Origin of the sequence: Acinetobacter sp. AM (assembly GCF_003105055.1) — a bacterium.
Classification (GTDB): Bacteria; Pseudomonadota; Gammaproteobacteria; order Pseudomonadales; family Moraxellaceae; genus Acinetobacter; species Acinetobacter tibetensis.
The window spans coordinates 1-21,850 of record NZ_QETG01000013.1 but is presented as its reverse complement, the minus strand read 5'-3'; the positions used below and the strand labels follow the sequence as shown (position 1 = coordinate 21,850).

The following is a 21,850-nucleotide window of genomic DNA, read 5'->3' as shown; positions in this document are numbered from 1 at the left end:
TCCTAGTATTTTCATAGACTTCACGACCATCTTCTACATGATTAAAGTTAATGACCTCGACAATTTGCAGGTGCATATTTTTCATTTTCTGGTTTATCGACACTACATACCCATGTAATTTGCTTCTCTGGGACCACTGTTGCAGCAATTGCTTTAACGCCTTCTGTACCATCATAAGGAGTAAGGAATAGCTGTATACTTTTCGCTTTATCCGTATAGCTAATGGTAATTTCACCTGTATCTTGTGCCGTTTCTATGTCTGCCACAATTGCTGTAGGCGAAAAATTAGGAAGACCACGAGTTAAATCTGAAGCTCCCGCACCCGCATTTTCGACTATGATTGTTTTGTATGGAATGGTTAATTCTAATCCCTCTACAACCTTGGAGCGAACCAAATAAATCTGATAGGCAGGAATTGCAATGGCTGCTAACACACCAATAATTGCAACTACGATCATCAATTCAATTAAAGTGAATCCTTTTTGCATTTTTTCACCTTACTCATTTTTCTAATACTATTATTATACATGAATCATGCCAAAACATAAGATACTGATTATTATATATTTTTATAAAATTTATTATTACAAAGTGACACTTTTAGTCAGCTAAATACACATAATGTCGTTTTTATTTCACAATTCTACAGATGTAAAAAGCCAGCCTAACTTTGGGTTAAACTGGCTTTGTAAACTAGATTAATTAAATCAAATTAACCGCGACAGTTAGCAGGTACATATTTTGCATTGTCTGCTGGAGTTTTAACCGTACATACCCATGTAATTTGATTTGTAGGAACTTTCTTAGAAGCGATTGCAGTACCACCTTCTTTGCCATCGAATGGAGTTAATGTTAACTCAACGGCTTTCGCCTTAGCAGTATAGACAATAACAATAGCACCTGTAGCTGCATTAGGCGTAATACTTGCAACGTTATCTGTCGCAGCAAAATTAGGAATACCTAAAGTTAAATCAGACGCACCATTACCTGCATTTTCAGCAATAATGGTTTTATAAGAAGACGCCAAGTTTAAACCTTCGGTTACTTTTGAACGTACGATGTAATCTTGATAAGCAGGAATCGCAATTGCAGCCAAAATACCAATAATGGCTACAACAATCATTAATTCAATAAGAGTGAAACCCTTTTGAGCGTTCATAACATTCTCCACAAATGTTTTGTTTAGTTTTTTTTAAGCTTTGTAAAGCAAGAAGCGCTTTTGTATGCTTTGTTTATAATGAGCACGGAATGTGCCAAGATTTATTATAGTTAAATCCAACAAAAAAACAGCACCTTAGCCATGTTTTTTTTAAATATATTTCACTCACTACTCTTCCAAATTTGACAAAATACACACATAAGTGACAAAAATTGACAACTCATGGTTTAATAATGATCATATTCATACTCTTGTTCTCATTCTTAATCTAAAATAATCGGTTCATTGGGTAATTCATTCATTTGCTCAATTTCTTTTTCAGCATAAAATTTTTGTAATAATTTTCCGATGCTAGAAATTGCGTGTATGACTGCCTCGTTATACTGATGTTGGCCAAATTGCTGCACCAAGTTTTGACAAATTGAATTCCATACTTCTTGCTCCGTCATTTGCTGCAATCCACGATCAAAAACCAACTCCACCTTTCGCTCACATAAATTTAAGTAAAATAATACTCCACTATTGTGTTCCGTATCCCACACACCTAGTTCTGCAAATAACTGCTCTGCGCGTTTTCGTGTATTTTGCCGATAGGCTTGCAAACATGGTAAATGCCCTTCAATTACTACTTGAATCTCACCGACATGTCCTTGTTCTGCATCCTGTACAGCAACTGCGATTTGCTGCAAATCGGCAGATTTAAAATAGCGTCGCGTATTTGAAAAATAAAAACAATGCTTTAACCAACGTTTAAAACTGGGTTGAACATGCTCTTGTACATTCGGTGTTGTGACTATTTGAGTTGAATCTGTTTTTGTTACCATGAGCCTGAAGCACCTCCCCCACCAAAACCGCCGCCACCGCCTCGATAGCCGCCCCCTCCACCAAAGCCACCTCCGCCTGAACCCCGCCCAGAGCCTGAAGCCAGTATTTGCAAGATCAACTGCGCCAAAGAGGTAACGAGCAGTAAGAAAATACCTGCGCCTACCAATAGACTGGTCAATACACCTACACCACTGACCAAGCCTGCAACCACACCTGCCACACCCGCAGTCGCTGCACTGAGGCGTTTACCGACCATCATCGATGCAAAGGCGCCAACCACAATAATAATTAAGGCATAGGTCCAAAATTGTGATCGTGCTTTTTGTTCATGTAATGCCTGAGCTTGTTGCTCTTGTAATTCTTGTGCTGCTTGTTGGGCAATTTCAGGATCTAAATTCAATATTCGCTCAATTTCATTGAGTCCAGATTGAATGCCTTGTGCATATTCAGCTTGTTTAAAATAAGGGGTGATCTCGTTACGAATAATCCGCCCAGCCACAATATCAGGCAGCACGCCTTCTAAACCGTAACCCGTTAAGATCTGAATTTTACGGTCATTAATCGCAATGACGATGAGTAAGCCATTATCACGCTTAGCCGTTCCCAACTGCCATTGTTCAGCCACTCGCATGGCATAATCAAAAATGGCTTCCTGCCCTGTAGTCGACACAATCACCACACCAATTTGCGCCTTACCTTGCTCATACAATTTTAAAATATGTTGGTTCAAGGCCTGTTTATCTGAATCAGACAAAATATTGGCTTGATCAATCACAGGCGTATTTAGACTTGGCAATTGGCGGATGTTGCCATCAGCCAAATCATTTGTAACTTGTACTGAAGATGCTGCCTGTTGTTCAGGGGCTAAAGATTGAGCGCCTTTTTTCGCCTGCTGAATAACCTGACCAATCACCACAGCATCTTCTGAATTATCGATAGTCGGAGATGTCTCAGCCCAGCAAATTGAACAGAAAATTAAAGACAGCAAAGCACCGAACAGGAACCGTGTCGCCTGTTGGATGGGGTACTTTAAGCGATACATTCACTGATTCCAGTTAAGTTAAATACTTAATCAAAGGAGACTTTAGGTGCAGTTTGGGCGCTTTGTTCCGCACTAAAGTTTGGCTTGGTGTGCATCCCAATGACTTTTGCGGTCATCACCTGCGGGAATTGACGGACATAGGCATTGTAATCTTGCACCGTAGTAATATAGCGATTACGCGCCACAGCAATTCGATTTTCAGTGCCTTCTAGCTGAACTTGTAAATCACGGAATTGCTCATTGGCTTTTAAATCTGGGTAATTTTCAGACACCGCAATTAAACGTGATAATGCACCCGTCAACTGACCTTGTGCTTCTTGATACTTTTGAAAAAGTGCAGGATCTTCTAGCACTTCTTTATCGACTTTTAAACCCGCCACATTGGCTCTGGCTTGTGTGACTTCTGTAAGGACTTGCTCTTCGTGTTTGGCATAGCCTTTTACCACATTGACCAAATTCGGCACCAAGTCCGCACGACGTTGATACTGATTTTGTACTTCTGACCAAGATGCGGTCACGGCTTCATCTTTGACTTGTAACGTGTTATAGCCACAGCCTGTCAACATCAAACTGCCACTCAACAATACAATCAACGCACTATTTTTAATCCACAGCATCGTTCAATCCTCATCTTTTTTTTGGCATGTCATTTCTTATTGAATGCAAATATTGTAGACCGAATTGATTTCCGTTGTGTTTGATTTATTTAATCACCAATCAGTATAAACAGACGGAAAAATTCCCAACTTTGGTCTTTGATGATGATGCAGATACTGCTTCTGTCACGAATTCTTGCATCTGATAATCCTCCGCCAAGCGTTGTTTCCAGTAATTCACAATTTGACTGTAGTCGTGTACCGCAGGATGAAACTCCTTTTGGTAATAGCTTAAATATTCAGGTGCCAATTGAATCATCATCTTCAGTAACAAATAGCCACCAAAAATATTCCCTCGTACCTTCAATACACTTTTTTTACGATCTTGCCAAAACAAACGACTAGCCGAATAAAAAGTTAAACTGGCAAAACCTGTAGTGACACTGCGCATTATCATGCGACGGATTGCATCATCCCCATAGACATGCTGATAAACATCAAACGCCACAGCTCGATGTTCAATTTCTTCTATGGCATGCCATACCCATAATTTTTGCGCATCCTCCTCCAAAGTACTGAGCACTTCAGGATGACGTAAAATATAGCCGCCCAATAAAGCCGTAAAATGTTCAAAAGCACAGGTAATTGCCAACTGAATTTTAGGATGCAAGTTTTTGACATGATGGTCTTTGCGTGCCAACCAGTCTTGAAAGTGATCTAAATTATAGTCTTCACGTCGCCACGCCTGATTAAACTCCATGTGTGCTTTGGAATGCATGGCTTCCTGCCCAATAAAAGCCGTAATTTGCGCTTGTAACTGTGCATCGGTTACCTGATCCCGTACATTACGCACGCTATGTACAAAAAATTGCTCGCCTATCGGAAAAGTGGAAGACAGCGCGGTCAGTAAATGCGACATCACGGGTGAGTTGGCAAAATAATGGCGGCGAATAGCTCTGGGATTAAACTGCAATTTACGAACAGTAATTCCGTGCGCTTTAGGACGATTTAAATATGATTTTTCTGTCGTCTGTTTCAGCATGATGACTTCTCAACATTAGCAAAGTACAGATACCCAGTATCTAAAGGTCATGTCCTTCACTAAATGGCAAAAATGCTTAGCCGATTAACCAAAAGAGTCAACCCGACCATTGGTAAGCAATTTATACACCATTAAAAAACCCACCGAAGTGGGTTTTTTATAAATCTAGAATGTTTAACGATGAAAGTCCATCTTACACATCAAGATAATCCAAAATACCTTCTGCAGCTTGACGACCTTCCCAGATTGCGGTCACAACCAAGTCAGAACCACGCACCATGTCGCCACCCGCAAAGATTTTTGGATTCGACGTTTGGAATTTATATTCCTGTTTCTCTGCTGCAAGCACACGACCCGAGCCGTCTAAACCAATATTGGCACCCGCGAACCAGTCTGCTGGACTCGGACGGAAACCAAAGGCAAGTAATACTGCATCTGCAGGTAAAATTTCTTCAGAACCCGGTACTGGCTCAGGGCTACGACGACCACGACTATCAGGTTGACCCATTTGTGTGGTTACGAATTTAACGCCAGTAACTTTGCCATTTTCACCGACAACCTCAATTGGCTGACGGTTAAAGAGGAACTTCACCCCTTCTTCATAGGCATTTTTTACTTCACGTGCAGAACCCGGCATGTTGCTTTCGTCACGACGATACGCGCAGGTCACGTCATGTGCGCCTTGGCGTAATGAAGTACGGTTACAGTCCATTGCTGTATCACCGCCACCGAGTACAATAACCTTCTTGCCATCAACATTAATGTATTCGCTTGGATCTTTTTCCCAGCCTTGGCAACGGTTCACATTGGCAATCAAGAAATCTAAAGCATCGTAAACGCCATCGAGATCTTCACCTGGGAAACCACCTTTCATATAGGTATAAGTTCCCATGCCCATGAACACCGCATCATAGTCTGCAAGCAATTGTTCAATGGTCACATCGGTGCCAATTTCAGTATTTAAACGGAATTCAACGCCCATCCCCGTGAAAATTTCACGACGACGTTTCATCACGTCTTTTTCCATTTTAAATTCTGGAATACCAAAGGTTAATAAGCCTCCAATTTCAGGACGCTTATCAAATACCACTGGCTTAACCCCACTGCGTACCAAAATATCAGCACAACCTAAACCCGCAGGCCCCGCACCAATAATCGCAACTTTTTTGTTGGTCCATTTCACATGAGACATGTCTGGACGCCAGCCTAGTGCGAATGCCGTATCATTAATATACTTTTCTGCATTACCAATGGTTACTGCACCAAAGCCGTCGTTTAAGGTACATGCCCCTTCACACAAACGGTCTTGAGGACAAACGCGACCACACACTTCTGGCAAAGTATTGGTTTGATGGCAAAGTTCTGCTGCTTGGAAAATACGACCTTCAGCAATCAGTTTTAACCAGTTTGGAATGTAGTTATGGACTGGACATTTCCATTCACAATACGGGTTACCACAACCTAAACAGCGATGGGTCTGATTGGCAGCCACTTCCGCAGTAAACGGTTTATAAATTTCCACAAACTCTGCTTTGCGGACAGTAATATCTTTTTTCTCTGGATCTTGGCGCGCAACATCCAGAAATTGAAAGTCATTATTTAGGCGCTCTGCCATGTCTCTCTCCGTGGGTAGGTGCAGTCATGGTTATTTGCTGCACCTGCCTATATATCTGCAGTAGTGGAATTATTGAGGATCAGCTTTGGTCGTTTTTAAAAGCGTAAGCAAATTAGCAGCTTTTGGTTTTACAAGCCAGAATTTACGGCTGTAAAAATCGAACTCGTTGCGGATCTTATAGGCCCAAGCACTACCCGTTTCAGCAATATGCTCATCGAGAATACGCAGTAAGAACTCTTTATGTTCTTCCATTGATTCAGTTGAGATACGGTTCAACTCAATTAACTCATGGTTGTAGTAGTCGACAAAGTCATTGTCCAAGTCAAGCACGTAGGCAAAACCACCGGTCATACCCGCACCGAAGTTGTGACCGACTTTACCCAGTACAGTGACCACACCACCTGTCATATATTCACAGCAATGGTCGCCCGCACCTTCAATTACCGCGAAGGCACCTGAGTTACGTACTGCGAAACGCTCACCCGCAGTACCCGCAGCAAATAACTTACCGCCTGTCGCACCGTATAAACAAGTATTACCAATAATCGCAGTTTCTTGCGTTTGGAACGGTGAACCTTTTGGTGGGAAGATCGACACGCGACCACCCGCCATACCTTTACCAACATAGTCGTTCGCATCACCTTCAAGCTTGATATGCAAACCACCTGCATTCCACACCCCTAAAGACTGACCCGCAGTACCTTTCAGATTCATCACAACAGGATGCGCTTCCATATCCAAATTGCCATAACGACGTGCAATTTCACCAGAGATACGCGCACCAATTGAACGGTCACAGTTACCGACCGTGAAGCTATATTCACCGCCAGTACCAGCTTCAATTGCTGGCAACATTTCTGCCACCATTTGCTCTGCCAATAAGCCTTTGTCGAAAGGTGCATTGCCTTCAACTTGGCAATATTGAGCCTTACCGTTAGCCGCAGGATGTGATTCAAGCAATGCGCTTAAATCAAGATGAGCATGTTTTTCAGTTTCACCTGGCAATACTTCAAGTAAGTCGGTACGGCCAATCAAGTCTTTCAAGCTTGCCACACCTAAGGCAGCCAACCATTCACGTGTTTCTTCTGCAATAAAGTGGAAGAAATTGATCAACATTTCAGGTTCACCAATATAGTGTTCCTGACGAAGATGATCTTGCTGCGTTGCAACACCAGTCGCACAGTTATTCAAGTGACAAATACGCAGGTATTTACAACCTAAAGCGATCATTGGCGTAGAACCAAAACCAAAGCTTTCCGCACCTAAAATTGCGGCTTTAACCACGTCAAGACCTGTTTTTAAACCACCATCCGTTTGTACACGAACTTTGCCACGCAAGTCATTCACACGAAGTGCTTGATGCGCTTCACTTAAACCCAACTCCCATGGCGAACCTGCATGATGAATCGATGAAAGTGGAGAAGCGGCTGTACCACCGTCATAACCCGAAATGGTAATGAAATCGGCATAGGCTTTCGCAACACCTGCGGCAATTGTTCCTACGCCTGGCTCAGACACCAGTTTTACAGAGACCATCGCTTTGGGGTTGACTTGTTTCAAGTCAAAGATCAATTGCGATAAGTCTTCAATCGAATAAATATCGTGATGTGGTGGTGGAGAAATCAAGGTCACACCCGGTACTGAATAACGTAAACGTGCAATTAAGCCATTCACTTTACCACCTGGTAACTGACCGCCTTCTCCTGGTTTTGCACCTTGCGCGACTTTAATCTGCAACACTTCAGCAGAAGTTAAGTAGGCTGGTGTTACACCAAAACGACCAGATGCAATCTGTTTGATTTTTGAGTTACGAATCGTGCCGTAACGTGCAGGGTCTTCACCACCTTCACCAGAGTTCGAACGACCACCAATGGTGTTCATGGCAATCGCAATCGCTTCATGCGCTTCAGGAGACAATGCACCCAAAGACATACCCGCAGAGTCAAAACGTGGCAAAATTGACTCAACTGACTCAACTTGCTCTAAAGCAATCGAGTTATCTGTTTTTAACTTAAATAAGTCACGGATGGTTGCAATTGGACGATGATTCACCAACTCGGCATATTCTTTAAAGTCAGCATAATTGCCTGAACGTACTGCTTTGTGCAAAGCATTAATCACGTCAGGGTTAAATGCATGGTATTCCTTGTCGAATACAAATTTTAGCAAGCCACCTTGGTCGATTGGCTTACGTGATTTCCACGCAATATCTGCCAATTTTTTCTGATCATTTTCAAGGTCAACAAAAGTTGCACCTTTAATACGGCTTGGTACACCTGTAAAGCATTTACCCACAACTTCTTCAGACAAACCTACCGCCTCAAACAACTGACCGCCACGGTAAGAAGCCACTGTTGAAATACCCATTTTAGACAGGACTTTCAACAAGCCTTTTTCAATCCCTTTACGGAAGTTGGCTTGTGCATGAATTGGATCACCCAATAACTCACCTTTGGCAACCAAATCATTGATCACGTCATAAGCCAAGTATGGGTAAATCGCAGTTGCACCAAAACCAAGAATCACTGCAAATTGATGTGGATCACGTGCAAAACCAGTTTCCACAATGATATTGGCATCGGTACGTAAACCAACATTAATCAAGTGGTGATGTACTGCACCTGTTGCCATTAGAGCATTTGCAGGTAAATAGCCTTCGCGAATTTTCTTATCGGAAAGTAATAATAAAGTTTTGCCATCACGAATTGCCTGTGCAGACTCTTCACAGATACGGGCAATTGCTGCCTCTAAACCTTCACTTGCTGTGTAGTTCAAATCGATATCTGCAATTTCATAGCCCGCACGACCTAAAGTACGGATTTGATGCATTTTCGAATTTGAAAGTACAGGGCTTGAAATGATCAAGCGATCCGCATGCTCAGGGCTTTGCTCAAAGACGTTTTGCTCACGACCCAAGCAAGTTTCCAACGACATGACAATCGATTCACGCAATGGATCAATTGGCGGATTTGTCACCTGTGCAAACTGTTGACGGAAGTAATCCGACACATGACGTACTTGACGCGATAAGACTGCCATAGGCGTATCATCACCCATTGAGCCGACTGCTTCCTGACCGCTTTCCGCGATTGGACGAAGCAATTGATCACGCTCTTCAAAGGTCACCATAAACATTTTCTGTGCTGCTTTTAGGGCATCGCCTTTTAAGCCTTGATCACATAAATATTCTTCAAGTTCTGGGCTACCCTGAACACGAATTGAGTTTTCACGCAACCATTCACGGTATGGACGCATTTTTTTCAAGTGGTTGCTAACATCTTTGGTGTCAAGCAATTTACCAGTAAAGGTATCTACCACAAGAATTTGACCAGGACCAACACGACCTTTAGAAATCACATCTTCAGGCTGATAATCCCAAACACCAATTTCAGAGGCTAAAGTGATGTAACCATTTTTCGTAATCACCCAACGCGCTGGACGTAAACCATTACGGTCTAGCATACAGATGGCATGACGACCATCCTGAATCACGAGACCAGCAGGACCATCCCATGCTTCCATGTGCTTCGAGTTAAACTCATAGAATGCACGTAAGTCAGCATCTAAAGTTTCAACGTTCTGCCAAGCTGGTGGAACCAACATCCGTAGCGCACGGAACAGATCCATACCGCCACCGACAAGAATCTCAAGCATGTTATCTAAGCTTGAAGAGTCCGAACCAGTACGGTTCACAATCGGCTTAAGCTCAGTTAAACCTGGTAATAATGGATTTTCAAACTTCGGAGTACGCGCCATTGCCCAGTTACGGTTCGCGGTAATGGTATTGATCTCACCATTGTGTGCAAGGTAACGGAATGGTTGGGCCAAAGGCCAACGCGGTAAAGTATTGGTTGAGAAACGTTGATGGAACACCACGATATGTGATGCTAAACGCTCATCTGCAAGGTCTGTATAGAAGTCTGCAATTGCAGCAGGCATCATTAAGCCTTTATAGCTGATGACTGTTGAACACAATGTTGTTACATAGAATGATGGATCATTGCTAAGTTGCTGCTCTGCACGACGACGCGCCAAGAATAACTTACGGTTAAATTCAACCTCAGTTACTCCCATAGGGCAGTTCACAATAATTTGTTCAAAGGCTGGTAAAGATTGCATCGCAATTTCACCCAGTGCAGCATTGTTGGTTGGCACTACACGCCAAGCCAAAACACGTAAGCCTTCTTCTTCAATTTCTTTACTTAGAATTTGTTTTGAATGTGCAGCGATTGCAGGATCCAAGTTAAGAAAAATCGTACCCACTGCAAAAATTTCACTGAGAGTAGTATCGCTCAGTTTTTTCGCTTCTTCACGGAAGAACTGTTTCGGCATCGCCAATAATAAACCACACCCATCTCCGGTCTTACCATCGGCGGCAATACCACCACGGTGGGTCATACAGCTCAAGCTATGAATAGCGGTCTTGACCAGATCATGACTTTCGTTCCCTTGCATATGTGCAATAAGGCCGAAACCACAGTTATCTTTAAACTCATCCGGTTGGTATAAACCTTGAGCGGGAGCTACAGTATTAGGCGATGGCATGTGCATAGCGTACCCTTCTTTCTACTTGGCCCTGAATCGGGCGCTGACTATCTAACTTCTTTGCGACTTAGTCTAACTTTCTCACACTAAGATCAATTTAATGCAATGATCTTGCACTCTCATGTCAAAGATAGACTGAATTTATCTTTTGTACATGACCGAAATGCAAGAAACTATTGCGACTTTTGCGCACTCTTTTAAAGCAAGCAATCTTGATGTTTTCGCACACTCTTTGAATCTTTTCGCGCCAAAATAGTGACATCAACTCAAATCATGCACCATTTAAGCAAAAAATATGCCAACTTAGTGTTATTAGATTAAATTCTTTTAAATACAGAAATATCAAGTGTTCGACCTGAATCAGAGCATTTGAAGACCTATCTTAGTTGCACCATTTTTGCGCATTTAATCATTGGTATAGCACAATGTGCTCTATTTTAGAACGATTAATTAAATGGATCTGCAATTTCTTGGCGCACAGGCGAATTTGAATTGGCTGGCGAAGGAGTTGTTTTTGTGCCAGTCTCAGCATGCGATTGAGATTTTTGCACATCAATCACATTGCCTTCAGCATCTCTACGGGTTACTGTCGTGTTGGTAGATGCATTGCCCGTATCTGAGCTATTCACTGTTGTATCCACAGTTTTCGGTTTGTTTAAATTCAGCATAGCTGCGTCTGGTTTTGGCAAAGCCACAGGATTTAATTTAACTTCATACACTGGCGTGGAACCCTGCAACTCTTCCATCCCCATATCATTCACTTGCGCCTGATAATCTTCCAAAGCTCTTACTGTAGGATGGACGGATGCTGGTAATTTTAAATCAAGCTGCTCTCGTGCTTGGTTTGCTTCTCTTTCATTCGAATATAAGCCATAAAATAAAACATATCGCTCTTGTTGTTGATCTCCAGCCAAACGGAGATAAAAATAATGTTGTCGACTACTTTGTTTATTCAAAAAGCTTTTAATAATGTCTTCTTCAGTAACACTAAACAGTTCTAGCGTTGATTTATTTTTCTGTTCCTCAATAAATTTACTTCCTCGGAATTCATTCGCATGATTTCCCGTCGCAACAACTCTGGTGGTCAGTGCAATAGGGCGAACTTCTTCTTGTAAGGTGCCTAAATTGGTTGTCGCCGTGACACGTGCAGGTTGAATTTGCAACTCAGCATCAGACTCCATGGCTTTATTCACTTCGACCAACTCTTCACTACTGTCTGATCCCGCCCAAAATATCAATGCTACGAAAAGACACAGCACTCCACCCACAAGCCAAATATAACGTTGTGTATTTTGCCAATATTTGTGGAGTGCTGTCATAATTTCACCTTTATATTGTTTGATTGGCAATAATCGCCTGCTGCATCAGCTCAACATCAAACTCTTTGGTAATGATTGCTTGACCCAACTGTTTTAGTAGCACCAATCTAAGCTGACCATTTAATACTTTCTTATCATGCGCCATATAGCCCAAGAAATCTTGCAATGGAATTTCGGGACATACTATCGGCAAACCAGCGCGCTGTATGATTTTTTTTGTACGTTCCAAGTCTGCTACCGAAATCCACCCCATGCGTTGTGATAAATCTGCAGCCATCACCATACCCGTCGCAACAGCTTCACCATGTAACCATACGCCATACCCTAGATACGATTCAATCGCATGACCAAAGGTATGGCCTAAATTCAACAAGGCACGCTCGCCTTGTTCTTTTTCATCATTTGCCACTATACGTGCTTTATGTGCACATGAACGATAGACCGCTTCAGCCAGCAAATCAGGATCTCTTGCGACCAAGCCATCCATATTCGCTTCTAACCATACCAAAAAGCTTTCATCGCCTAATAAGGCATACTTGATGACTTCAGCCAAACCTGCAGAGAGTTCACGATCAGGCAGACTTTTTAATTGTGCCATATCTGCCATTACCACTTGCGGTTGCTGGAAGGCCCCAATCATGTTTTTACCCAAAGGATGATTGATCCCCGTCTTGCCGCCAACACTAGAATCTACTTGTGACAACAACGTCGTTGGTACTTGAATAAAATACACACCACGCTGAAAACAAGCGGATGCAAAGCCCGCCATATCGCCAATCACACCACCACCCAAAGCCAATACCGTACAATCACGGTTAAAACCAACTTCAAGAAGGGCATCAAAAATCAGATTCAGATGCTGAATATCTTTATATTTTTCACCATCAGGCAAAACACAGGTAGCAACTTTTTTACCTAAAGCCTCAACAGCTTTAACATAATGTTCTAAATACAAAGGCTGAATGGTGGTATTGGTCACAATCATGACTTGCTGCCCGAAAATATACGGTGCCAATAAATCTTGAGGATTTAAATCACTGCCAATGAAGATAGGGTAACGGCGTTCGCCGAGTTCTACATGTAAAGTTTGCATGGGTTCAACTTCTTTCGTATTCAATCAATAGGTTGTGTGGTAATCATCGTTAAGATTTTATGCGCAAGATCTCGTGCAGCACCTTGATTGGTCTCAATAATATAATGAGCCACATCCCGATATAAAGGATCCCGAATCGCAAGTAAATCACGTAATTTTTGCTCTGGGTTCTCAACCTGTAGGAGAGGACGATTTTTATCGCGATAAGTACGCTGAAGCTGAATTTCAACAGGAGTATAGAGATAAACAACGATACCACGTTGCTTTAAAAAATCACGATTAGGGGCTTGAGTCACTGCACCACCACCAGTCGCCAAGACCAAATCGGGTCGAGCAGTCAACTCATCAATCACTGTAGTTTCACGGGTACGAAATCCCGTCTCACCTTCTTTTTCAAAAATCCACGGAATTGTCGCACCAGTTTTTCGTTCAATTTCATGATCACTGTCTAGAAATTCACGACCCAACAATTCTGCCAAATGCCGTCCGACTGTTGTTTTTCCTGCCCCCATTGGCCCTACCAAATAGATATTTGGTAGGGAACTAAACTCTTTGCTTGGCAAGGAGTCACCTATTAATTTTGTTTAAATTGAAAATATATTAATGATTTCTTGAAACACTGTCATTAACAATTCGTGGCGTCACAAAAATCAACAGCTCTTGCTTGTCATCTGACTTGGTATCCTTCCTGAATAATGCACCAATATAAGGAATATCTCCCAAGAAAGGCACCTTGGTTTGTGAGTTACTGGTGGTCTGCTCAAATACACCACCTAAAATCACCGTTTCGCCATTATTAACCAAGACATTGGTCGTAATCGTATTTTTGTTCAAAATCAACTCGCCATTTGGTGCTTCGCCTGCTATCGAATCTTTAGCAATATCGAGTTGCATTTGCACTTTACCATCTGGAGTAATACTTGGTGTCACTTCCAAACTGAGTAAAGCTTCCTTAAATGAGGTGGTTGCTGTTGAGCCTGAAGCAGAGTTAGTTGTAGTTTGATAAGGTACTTCCTGACCGGTCGCTACCTTAGCTTTTTGCTTATCTCCAGTCAGTACTTTTGGTGTGGAAATGACTTCACCATAGCCATCAGCTTGCAAAGCTGAAAGCTCCAGATCTAACATAAAATCAGACAAACTAATCAAGCTAAACGCAATTTGCCCCGCAGGATTGGTCACTCCCAAATCGACATTTAGGTTATCGGGACGCTGAATGGTGTATTTCCCATCATCATCTGGGGTTTTTAGATCCCATAAAGTTTGATCACTCCCCCCAACCAAGAGATCATTATTGCTATTAACCCCTTGTGAAAGAATCCCCCACTTCACCCCCATCTCTTTGGTAAACGAAGTTGATGCTCGAACAATTCGCGCCTCGACCATGACTTGCTGTACTTGCACATCTAACAAATCAACCATTTTTCTAATTTTATCTATGTTTTGTGCCGTATCATTTACGATTAACGTATTCGTACGATCATCTGAAACAATACTTCCTCTCGCGCTTAATAAACTTTCTAAAGCTAAAGAGTCTTGATTATTAACACCTGTATTTTTACCCGCTTCCTTTCTAGAATCTGTTACAAGTTTAAAAACATCCGCAGCTTTAGCATAACTTAAACGCAAATATTCAGTTTGAATTGGTGCCAACTTAATACTCTGTGCAATCGCCTTGGCTTCTTCATCTTCCGCTTTAATCAACTCAGTAACAGGTGCAATCCAAATCACATTGCCATTACGACGCTTGTCTAAATTTTTTGTTTTTAAAATAATATCAAGCGCTTGATCCCATGGCACATCTTTTAAGCGCAAGGTAATATTGCCTTGTACCGTATCGGCAGCCACCATGTTAATGCCAGTAAAATCTGCCAATAATTGTAATACGCGGCGTACTTCAATATCTTGGAAATCCAGTGAAATTTTCTTACCCGTGTAGTTATTAGCTGTACGCGGTTTCATTGGATTCTTATCCACAGGACGCTTTAAGCTGATCGTTAACTTATTCTCAGCTTGGTAAGCCATGTATTCATAGCTGCCTGAAGACTGAATAGTAATCACACCACTATTGCCATCATTATAAGCATCTACGGTCGCCACAGGCGTTGCAAAATCATTGACATTGAGACGGCGAGTCAGATGTGTAGGGATTTTATTTCCCAACATGCGCACCACAATTTTACTACCTTGTTGCTGTACATCTGCTGGCGTATTACTACCGAGCAAATCAATAACAACCTGACCTTCACCCTCTGAACCGCGTTGAAAACCGATATTAGAAACACCTTGCGATGACGCTTTAACTGATGTTGCCACAGGAGTCGCAAAACTATTATCTGTCGCATTTATTTTCAGAATAAAGGTATTACCTTCAACTCGGGTGGTAAAAGCACCTGCATCCGCAAGATTAACGGTCAATCGAGAACGCTGTGCATCTGAGGATACATCAACCGAATTGGCTTCTTTTGTCGCAACCTTAATATTATTTTGCTTTAGTGTTTGTTCTGCCTTATCAAAATCTAAAATAAGTCTTGATGGCTGTTCAAGTTGGTAAGCTTGAGGTTGTGGTGGTATTCCGTTGAACATCACACGAATTTCAGTCCCTTGTCCAGGTACTTGCATAGGTACAACATTCGTGATGCTAACTTGCGCACTGGCAGCTTGCATGACAGCCATAGCAACCGCACCCATAGAGAATTGACGGAAAATATGATTCATTGTATTACCATCCCCAAATATAAAATCTTGAATACTGTTTTTCATTTTTATTCCTTTAATTAAGGCGCGGGTCCAATTAAGACAAGGCTACGCGGACGCTCTACATACCCCTCTCGACCATCGGGAATAATTTCCACAAGATCAATCTGTGTAGGCGTAATTTTCACAATTCGCCCTTGACTCATCCCCATGTAATTTCCGACTTGCACACGCTCAATTTCACCATCAGGTGTCTGGATTAACCCCAAAATTTGCCCAGACTGATTACGCATACTCCCCTTCATATTCAAGGATTCTAAAGCATAACTTTCCAATGGCTGCGACTGACGCGAGAAATTCGGATACACTCGCTTACCCGACATAATTTTTAATTCTGCTGCCAAGGAACTCGGCATAAACGGACTTTTCAATTGATGCGCTGCATAATTGAATGTGGGTACAGGTGGGAAAACAGGTGCTGGATCAATCGGCAAAGGTTGCTGATTACGAATATTCACCATTTCCATGTTCACCGCATCAATACGCGAATCGCACCCCGCCAAAACCAGCCCAAACATCAAAGCAAATGCTATTTTCTCAAATTTCATTACTTCGCTCCTTCTGGAGTAACTTGAGCAGGAGGAGTTGTAGCATTCGCACCTGCTGCCGCATTTTGATTCTCTGTATTACCTATATAGCGATAGGTACGTGCCTTCGCGACATAAGTCACTTGCGGAATTTCAGATTTTTTATCCGTACTAATAGAAGAACTGATATCAAAATCATGTAAGGTCACAATTCGAGGTAATGCTGCAATACCACTCGTAAAAGAACCAAAGGCATGATAATCACCTGTTGCTTCAATACTAATCGGCTGCTCAACAAAAAATTCTTGTTTTACTTCAGGCTCTAAACGAATATTTTTAAATTTCAGTCCAGAGTTGACACCTGTCACGTTAATATCTTCAACCAGACCAGGAATTTCAGTTTCCTTCGGCAATTGCTCCAGTTGTTGATTAAAGTTCGCTTCCATCTCCTGCAACTGAGCTTGATATTGTTGCAAATTACGTAGCTTTGAATCTTTCTCTCTAAATTCATTCAGTAAGTTTTGCTCTTGTGCATGTGCACCAGAAATCGCATCTAACTGCGGCTTGATCACAACAAAATAGCCAATAGCACAAATTAAAAAGACAATAAAAACCCAACAAGTAATTTTGACCGATAATGGCCAACTGCCATAATTATTCGGGTCCAACGTGTTAAATTGTTGAAAAAATTTATCCACTGTCATTTTTTTCTTAGGTTTAACAACAGCCTCTTGATTTAGATCATCAAACTCATCACGACTCATTGTGCTGCCCCCGCTGTTGAACTAGCTGCTGCATTTGCATCATTTGCCGCTACCGCCATAGAACCCGCAGTTTCATTCGCTGCATTCGTAGGCATAGCGATCTCATCCAGATCTGCAGTCACCACAAAGCTGCCATAACTATCCTCAACACGAGGAACAATCGAACTCGGCGCTTTATTTTTATCTTCTTCCACAGCCAAGAAGGAGTTCATAAAGGCATTACGATACCAAGGCGAAGCCTCTAAATTACGTAAAAATTCAGCCACTGCATTTGGACTTTCCGCCTTACCTTCAATGGTAAATTTATCGCCAACACGACTGAACTTGGTAATATATAAATTCGCAGGGACTACACGTGCCATTTCATCAATTAAACGCACGGCAATTGGACGTTGACTTTGCAGTCCTTGAATCAACTTCATACGCTCTACAATCGCATTACGCTGCTCTTGCAAACCTTCTAAAGATTTTAGCTGCACATCTAGGTTTTGATTGGTACTGATAATAAGCTGATTCGCTTGTTCTTGGTCTTCAAGCTTATAGTTGTAATAGAACCATGCCCCTACAACCAATAACACCCCAATTAAAGCCGCCCCAATACAAATCGCAATAAATTCTTTTTTTCGTCTCTCTCTCAGCTCATCACGCCAAGGGAGCAGGTTAATTTTTGCCATTAATCAAAACTCCTCAATGCTAGACCACACGCCACCAAGAGAGAGGAAGCATCATTTTCAATTTTTTTAATATCAATTTTTGGCGAAAAACCCATTTGCAAAAATGGGTTCGCAATCGTGACGCGGTATCCGAGTTTTTGTTGCAATAACTTGGCCAAACCTGGAATATTGGCATTTCCACCCGCCAATAAAATATGATCAATTTCATTAAACTGCGAAGATGAGAAGAAGAACTGCAAAGAACGGGCAGCCTGTTGCACCACAGCTTCAAGAAATGGCTCTAAGACTTCTACGTCATAATCATCGGGCAAAGTACGGCTTTTCTTCGCACGTCCCGCTTCTTCAAATGACAGTCCATAACGATTCTGGATTTCTTGGGTCAGTTGCTTCCCACCAAAAACCTGCTCGCGGGTATAGATAATTTTGTCATTCTGCATAACCGATAGCGTGGTCATGGTATGCCCAATATCTAAAATACCGACGGTATTTACCCCCATCGGCATGGTATCAGAGAATACTTTATAGACATTTTCCATTGCGAAGCTTTCTACATCCGCAATTTTAGGCGTAATTCCAGCCAGTTCCAGTACTTCTGAACGCGCTTCCACGTTTTCGAGACGTGTTGCCACCAAAAGCACATTGACCCGATTTGGATTAGCTAAACGATCAGACAAAACTTCAAAATCAAGGCTGACTTCATCTAAAGGGAACGGAATATATTGTTCAGCATCCATACGGATTTGAACTTCACGTTCATCATCCGTCATATCCGCATCCATCTCGATGATTTTGCTGATCACCATAGACGTTGGAATGGCAATTGCTGCTGCATGCGATTGAACATTTGCTAAATTTAAAGCGCGCTCCAAAGCCTCCCCAATAGCTTCAGGATTCAAAATGTTCTTTTCAACAACGCTACCTTCTGGTAATGGGACCAAAGCATAGCTTTCTACCCAATAGCGACCGTTTTTTACAGACAACTCTAATAACTTAACAGAAGTGGAACTAATATCTACCCCTATTAACCCCTTATTTGGCTTACGATATAACCTGAGCACAATACTATTCCTATTATTTTTTTATCCCCAATAGAAGTAACTAACTAACTGGCTGCGGTCTATAATTTTATACGGATACAATAACTCATTAACAATCCGTATCTGTAAACGGCTATACTGACCACCAATTAGTTTGCCATTAGCTCCTATTAAAACTTACTTGTTATGAAAAAGCTATCTTGTTCAGGCCGTGTTCATCCATTTTTTTTGATCATAATTATAGTTTTGGTCGCAATTCCTATGGGGTTTTATGGCATGTATCTCTATATTGCCCCCTCTTTGCCTGAAATGAGCATCTTAAAAAAGGCTCCTTTATTAAAACCATTACAAGTTTATAGTGCGGATCAGCAACTTATTGCAGAATACGGTGGCAAACTTTCTGTTCCAGTTGAATATGATCAAATCCCAACTACCTTTATTCATGCTTTTTTAGCTGCTGAAGATTCAGCTTTTTTTGAACACAGTGGGATTAGTTTTAAAGGCTTAGGACGAGCAGTAAGTGAGAGCATTACAGGCTCGAATGTGCAAACGGGTGGCTCGACCATTACCATGCAAGTGGCAAAAAACTATTATCTGAGTCCTGAACGTACACTCAAACGCAAACTAACCGAAGTGTTCCTCGCTCGAAAGATTGAACAAAATCTGAGTAAAGAAGAAATTCTGACGCTGTATGTGAACAAGATTTTTTTGGGGAAAAATGCCTACGGCATTGCTGCTGCCGCCAAAATTTACTACAACAAAAATTTAGAAGATTTAAGCATCGCCCAAATGGCCATGATTGCGGGTCTTCCCAAAGCCCCTTCAAAATATAATCCCGTTGCCAATCCTGAGCGCGCTCTTGAACGTCGCAACTGGATTCTGGGGCGTATGCTTCAATTGGGTTATATCAATCAAGAACAATATCAAAATGCCATTGCTGAACCCATCAATCTAGATATGCCTGAGCGTGGTATCAGCAATCAATTTCCCTATGTGGGCGAAATGGTCCGCGCAGAACTGGTCAGTAAATTTGGCGAACAAGCGATTGATTCTGGCTATAAGGTCTACACCACGATTAATAGCCAACGCCAATTATTTGCTGAACAATCCGTACAAGACGGTTTAGAAGCCTATGATCGACGACATGGTTGGCGCGGTGCCGAAGCACATGATAAAGATTTAAAACAATTTACCGCTTATGCAAACACTTACCCTGCCAAAGTCAGCAAAGTGAATGACAACTCCTTTGAAGCCTTCATGCAAGATGGTTCTAGTGTGACTGTACCTTGGTCAGGGATGTCTTGGGCACGCCCTTATCGCAACGCCAACAGCGTAGGCCCTGCACCCAGTCGTGCCTCTCAAATTGTACAAATCAAAGATATTGTTCGTTTAAGACCAAATGCAGACAAAACCTCATGGTCACTGGTACAAATCCCGAAAGCCCAAGGACAACTGATTGCACTAAATCCGAATAATGGTGCGATTGAAGCGGTAGTCGGGGGATATAATTTCTATCAATCTAAATTTAACCGAGCTTTACAAGGCTGGCGTCAACCTGGTTCGACCATTAAACCGTTTGTTTATGCTTTGGCTTTAGAACGCGGTATGACGCCATTTACCATGGTTAATGATAGTCCTATTACCATTGGCAAATGGTCACCCCGAAATTCAGATGGGCGTTATCTGGGCATGATTCCATTGCGTCGTGCTTTATATTTATCACGAAATACTGTCTCAGTACGTTTACTTCAAGCTGTCGGCATTGAGCGTACTCGCCAATTGTTTATGGATTTTGGTTTGCAAGAAGATCAAATTCCAAATAACTACACCATTGCCTTAGGTACACCACAAGTATTGCCCATTCAAATGGCAACAGGCTATGCCACATTTGCGAACGGCGGTTACCGTATTCAACCGCATTTTATTGACCGTATTGAAGATGCATATGGCAAGGTGATTTATCAAGCCAATCCAGAATATGCTTGTATTGAATGCATTAATGCAAAAGATGATGTATCTGATTCGGCAGATCCTGTGACACCTGACGATGAAGTGATTGAGGTCACCAATCAAGCTGCTGAAGCCAAAATCAGTGAACCAAGTGCGACCAATCCAGAATATCGCCAAGCACAACGAATTTTAAAATCCAGTTCTGCCTTTGATATGGCGAACATCCTCAAAGATGTTATCCAACATGGTACAGGGCGCGCTGCACTTAAAATTGGCCGCGATGATTTAGGGGGTAAAACAGGAACCACCAATGATGCCAAAGATGCATGGTTTGCAGGCTTTAATGGTAAATTGGTCACGGTGGCATGGGTCGGCTTTGACCAACCAACCACCTTAGGTCGACGTGAATACGGGGGCGTTGCAGCATTACCCATTTGGACCAACTTTATGGACAATGCTTTAAAAGGCACGCCATCAGCTTGGGTACATTTTGACAAAGATGCTAAGGCACCTACATTGCATAACGACACCCAATTTATTGAGGGAGAGACCAAAAAAGATTACCGCTCTTCACCACCATTGGCTCAGCCATTATATCGCCCTAAACCAGCCGCTCCTACGCGTGCACCTGAGCGAGATTTTGATGATTTGCCGGATGAAGAAAACTTGGTTCCAAGTAATCAAGCTCCTCCGACAATGCAACCGAATGCCCCAAGTAAGAAATCAGATGCCATTGAACATCTCATTGATCAATTTCAATAGCAGATCTTAGGGCGTGTCCTTATTTGGCTTTACACCAAATGAACATACAAGCAATGTAAATCATAGACTGATAATTTCGTGCCAGCTTATCAAATCGGGTTGCAATCGCTCGAAAATGTTTTAACCTCGCAAAGGCATTTTCAACT

Annotated in this window: 17 protein-coding genes and 1 pseudogene; 1 reads left to right on the top strand and 17 read right to left on the bottom strand. The window is 42.1% G+C overall.

The annotated features are described in order from the left end of the window. Positions 1-47 precede the first annotated feature (47 nt). From DCO44_RS08570 to DCO44_RS08495, 16 genes are all read right to left on the bottom strand, one after another. Complete coding sequence (locus tag DCO44_RS08570; protein ID WP_116760984.1) at positions 48-488, bottom strand: pilin; 441 nt, start codon at positions 486-488, stop codon at positions 48-50. Positions 489-712: 224 nt separating this feature from the next. After that, on the bottom strand, positions 713-1,159 hold the full coding sequence (locus DCO44_RS08565) for a pilin (protein WP_116760982.1): 447 nt from the start codon (positions 1,157-1,159) through the stop codon (positions 713-715). A 263-nt stretch (positions 1,160-1,422) separates the two neighbouring features. Continuing rightward, positions 1,423-1,983, bottom strand: a complete 561-nt coding sequence (locus DCO44_RS08560; RefSeq protein WP_116760980.1) for a TPM domain-containing protein — start codon at positions 1,981-1,983, stop codon at positions 1,423-1,425. Beyond that, the gene (locus DCO44_RS08555; RefSeq protein ID WP_116760979.1) at positions 1,977-3,026 is read right to left on the bottom strand and encodes a TPM domain-containing protein; all 1,050 of its coding nucleotides are present in this window, start codon (positions 3,024-3,026) and stop codon (positions 1,977-1,979) included. Before DCO44_RS08555 ends, DCO44_RS08560 begins: the two co-directional genes overlap by 7 nt. A 26-nt stretch (positions 3,027-3,052) precedes the next feature. Beyond that, positions 3,053-3,643: a LemA family protein gene (locus DCO44_RS08550; protein WP_116760977.1), complete on the bottom strand. Its 591-nt coding sequence runs from the start codon at positions 3,641-3,643 to the stop codon at positions 3,053-3,055. Between the two features lie 100 nt (positions 3,644-3,743). Beyond that, the gene (locus DCO44_RS08545) at positions 3,744-4,664 is read right to left on the bottom strand and encodes a metal-dependent hydrolase (protein WP_116760974.1); all 921 of its coding nucleotides are present in this window, start codon (positions 4,662-4,664) and stop codon (positions 3,744-3,746) included. A gap of 193 nt (positions 4,665-4,857) precedes the next feature. Beyond that, positions 4,858-6,279, bottom strand: coding sequence for an FAD-dependent oxidoreductase (locus tag DCO44_RS08540; protein WP_116760972.1), 1,422 nt, complete (start codon positions 6,277-6,279; stop codon positions 4,858-4,860). A 69-nt stretch (positions 6,280-6,348) separates the two neighbouring features. After that, entirely contained in the window at positions 6,349-10,824 is a 4,476-nt protein-coding gene (gltB, locus tag DCO44_RS08535) for a glutamate synthase large subunit (protein WP_116761112.1), read from the bottom strand. A gap of 446 nt (positions 10,825-11,270) precedes the next feature. Next, on the bottom strand, positions 11,271-12,143 hold the full coding sequence (locus tag DCO44_RS08530; protein ID WP_116761110.1) for a hypothetical protein: 873 nt from the start codon (positions 12,141-12,143) through the stop codon (positions 11,271-11,273). A 10-nt stretch (positions 12,144-12,153) separates the two neighbouring features. Continuing rightward, on the bottom strand, positions 12,154-13,236 hold the full coding sequence (gene aroB / locus DCO44_RS08525) for a 3-dehydroquinate synthase (RefSeq protein ID WP_116760970.1): 1,083 nt from the start codon (positions 13,234-13,236) through the stop codon (positions 12,154-12,156). Between the two features lie 20 nt (positions 13,237-13,256). Then, positions 13,257-13,799: a shikimate kinase AroK gene (gene aroK, locus DCO44_RS08520; protein ID WP_116760968.1), complete on the bottom strand. Its 543-nt coding sequence runs from the start codon at positions 13,797-13,799 to the stop codon at positions 13,257-13,259. A gap of 37 nt (positions 13,800-13,836) precedes the next feature. Continuing rightward, positions 13,837-15,951, bottom strand: a complete 2,115-nt coding sequence (locus DCO44_RS08515) for a type IV pilus secretin PilQ (protein ID WP_165815700.1) — start codon at positions 15,949-15,951, stop codon at positions 13,837-13,839. 59 nt (positions 15,952-16,010) lie between these two features. Continuing rightward, entirely contained in the window at positions 16,011-16,538 is a 528-nt protein-coding gene (locus DCO44_RS08510; protein ID WP_116760964.1) for a pilus assembly protein PilP, read from the bottom strand. Then, a complete protein-coding gene (locus DCO44_RS08505; RefSeq protein ID WP_116760962.1) occupies positions 16,538-17,281 on the bottom strand; it encodes a type 4a pilus biogenesis protein PilO in 744 nt (247 codons plus the stop codon). The genes DCO44_RS08510 and DCO44_RS08505 overlap by 1 nt, the downstream gene beginning before the upstream one ends. Continuing rightward, positions 17,278-17,955, bottom strand: coding sequence for a PilN domain-containing protein (locus DCO44_RS08500; protein WP_116760960.1), 678 nt, complete (start codon positions 17,953-17,955; stop codon positions 17,278-17,280). The genes DCO44_RS08505 and DCO44_RS08500 overlap by 4 nt, the downstream gene beginning before the upstream one ends. After that, entirely contained in the window at positions 17,955-19,013 is a 1,059-nt protein-coding gene (locus DCO44_RS08495) for a pilus assembly protein PilM (RefSeq protein ID WP_116760958.1), read from the bottom strand. Before DCO44_RS08495 ends, DCO44_RS08500 begins: the two co-directional genes overlap by 1 nt. 165 nt (positions 19,014-19,178) lie before the next feature. Here DCO44_RS08495 and ponA point away from each other — a divergent pair, with 165 nt between their 5' ends. Beyond that, positions 19,179-21,704 carry a penicillin-binding protein PBP1a gene (ponA, locus tag DCO44_RS08490; protein ID WP_116760956.1) on the top strand — a complete coding sequence of 842 codons (2,526 nt, stop codon included), beginning with the start codon at positions 19,179-19,181 and terminating at the stop codon, positions 21,702-21,704. A gap of 19 nt (positions 21,705-21,723) precedes the next feature. Here ponA and DCO44_RS08485 read toward each other — a convergent pair. After that, positions 21,724-21,850 (bottom strand): annotated as a pseudogene (locus tag DCO44_RS08485) (IS5/IS1182 family transposase); the annotation flags it as partial.

Excerpts from the sequence above, each read along its gene's own strand:
- DCO44_RS08560 (WP_116760980.1), bottom strand. The coding sequence starts at position 1,983 with ATGGTAACAAAAACAGATTCAACTCAAATAGTCACAACACCGAATGTA.
- DCO44_RS08565 (WP_116760982.1), bottom strand. The coding sequence starts at position 1,159 with ATGAACGCTCAAAAGGGTTTCACTCTTATTGAATTAATGATTGTTGTA.
- DCO44_RS08530 (WP_116761110.1), bottom strand. The coding sequence starts at position 12,143 with ATGACAGCACTCCACAAATATTGGCAAAATACACAACGTTATATTTGG.
- ponA (WP_116760956.1), top strand. The coding sequence starts at position 19,179 with ATGAAAAAGCTATCTTGTTCAGGCCGTGTTCATCCATTTTTTTTGATC.
- DCO44_RS08545 (WP_116760974.1), bottom strand. The coding sequence starts at position 4,664 with ATGCTGAAACAGACGACAGAAAAATCATATTTAAATCGTCCTAAAGCG.
- DCO44_RS08510 (WP_116760964.1), bottom strand. The coding sequence starts at position 16,538 with ATGAAATTTGAGAAAATAGCATTTGCTTTGATGTTTGGGCTGGTTTTG.
- DCO44_RS08540 (WP_116760972.1), bottom strand. The coding sequence starts at position 6,279 with ATGGCAGAGCGCCTAAATAATGACTTTCAATTTCTGGATGTTGCGCGC.
- DCO44_RS08570 (WP_116760984.1), bottom strand. The coding sequence starts at position 488 with ATGCAAAAAGGATTCACTTTAATTGAATTGATGATCGTAGTTGCAATT.
- DCO44_RS08555 (WP_116760979.1), bottom strand. The coding sequence starts at position 3,026 with ATGTATCGCTTAAAGTACCCCATCCAACAGGCGACACGGTTCCTGTTC.
- gltB (WP_116761112.1), bottom strand. The coding sequence starts at position 10,824 with ATGCCATCGCCTAATACTGTAGCTCCCGCTCAAGGTTTATACCAACCG.
- DCO44_RS08515 (WP_165815700.1), bottom strand. The coding sequence starts at position 15,951 with ATGAATCATATTTTCCGTCAATTCTCTATGGGTGCGGTTGCTATGGCT.
- aroB (WP_116760970.1), bottom strand. The coding sequence starts at position 13,236 with ATGCAAACTTTACATGTAGAACTCGGCGAACGCCGTTACCCTATCTTC.
- DCO44_RS08500 (WP_116760960.1), bottom strand. The coding sequence starts at position 17,955 with ATGGCAAAAATTAACCTGCTCCCTTGGCGTGATGAGCTGAGAGAGAGA.
- DCO44_RS08505 (WP_116760962.1), bottom strand. The coding sequence starts at position 17,281 with ATGAGTCGTGATGAGTTTGATGATCTAAATCAAGAGGCTGTTGTTAAA.
- DCO44_RS08550 (WP_116760977.1), bottom strand. The coding sequence starts at position 3,643 with ATGCTGTGGATTAAAAATAGTGCGTTGATTGTATTGTTGAGTGGCAGT.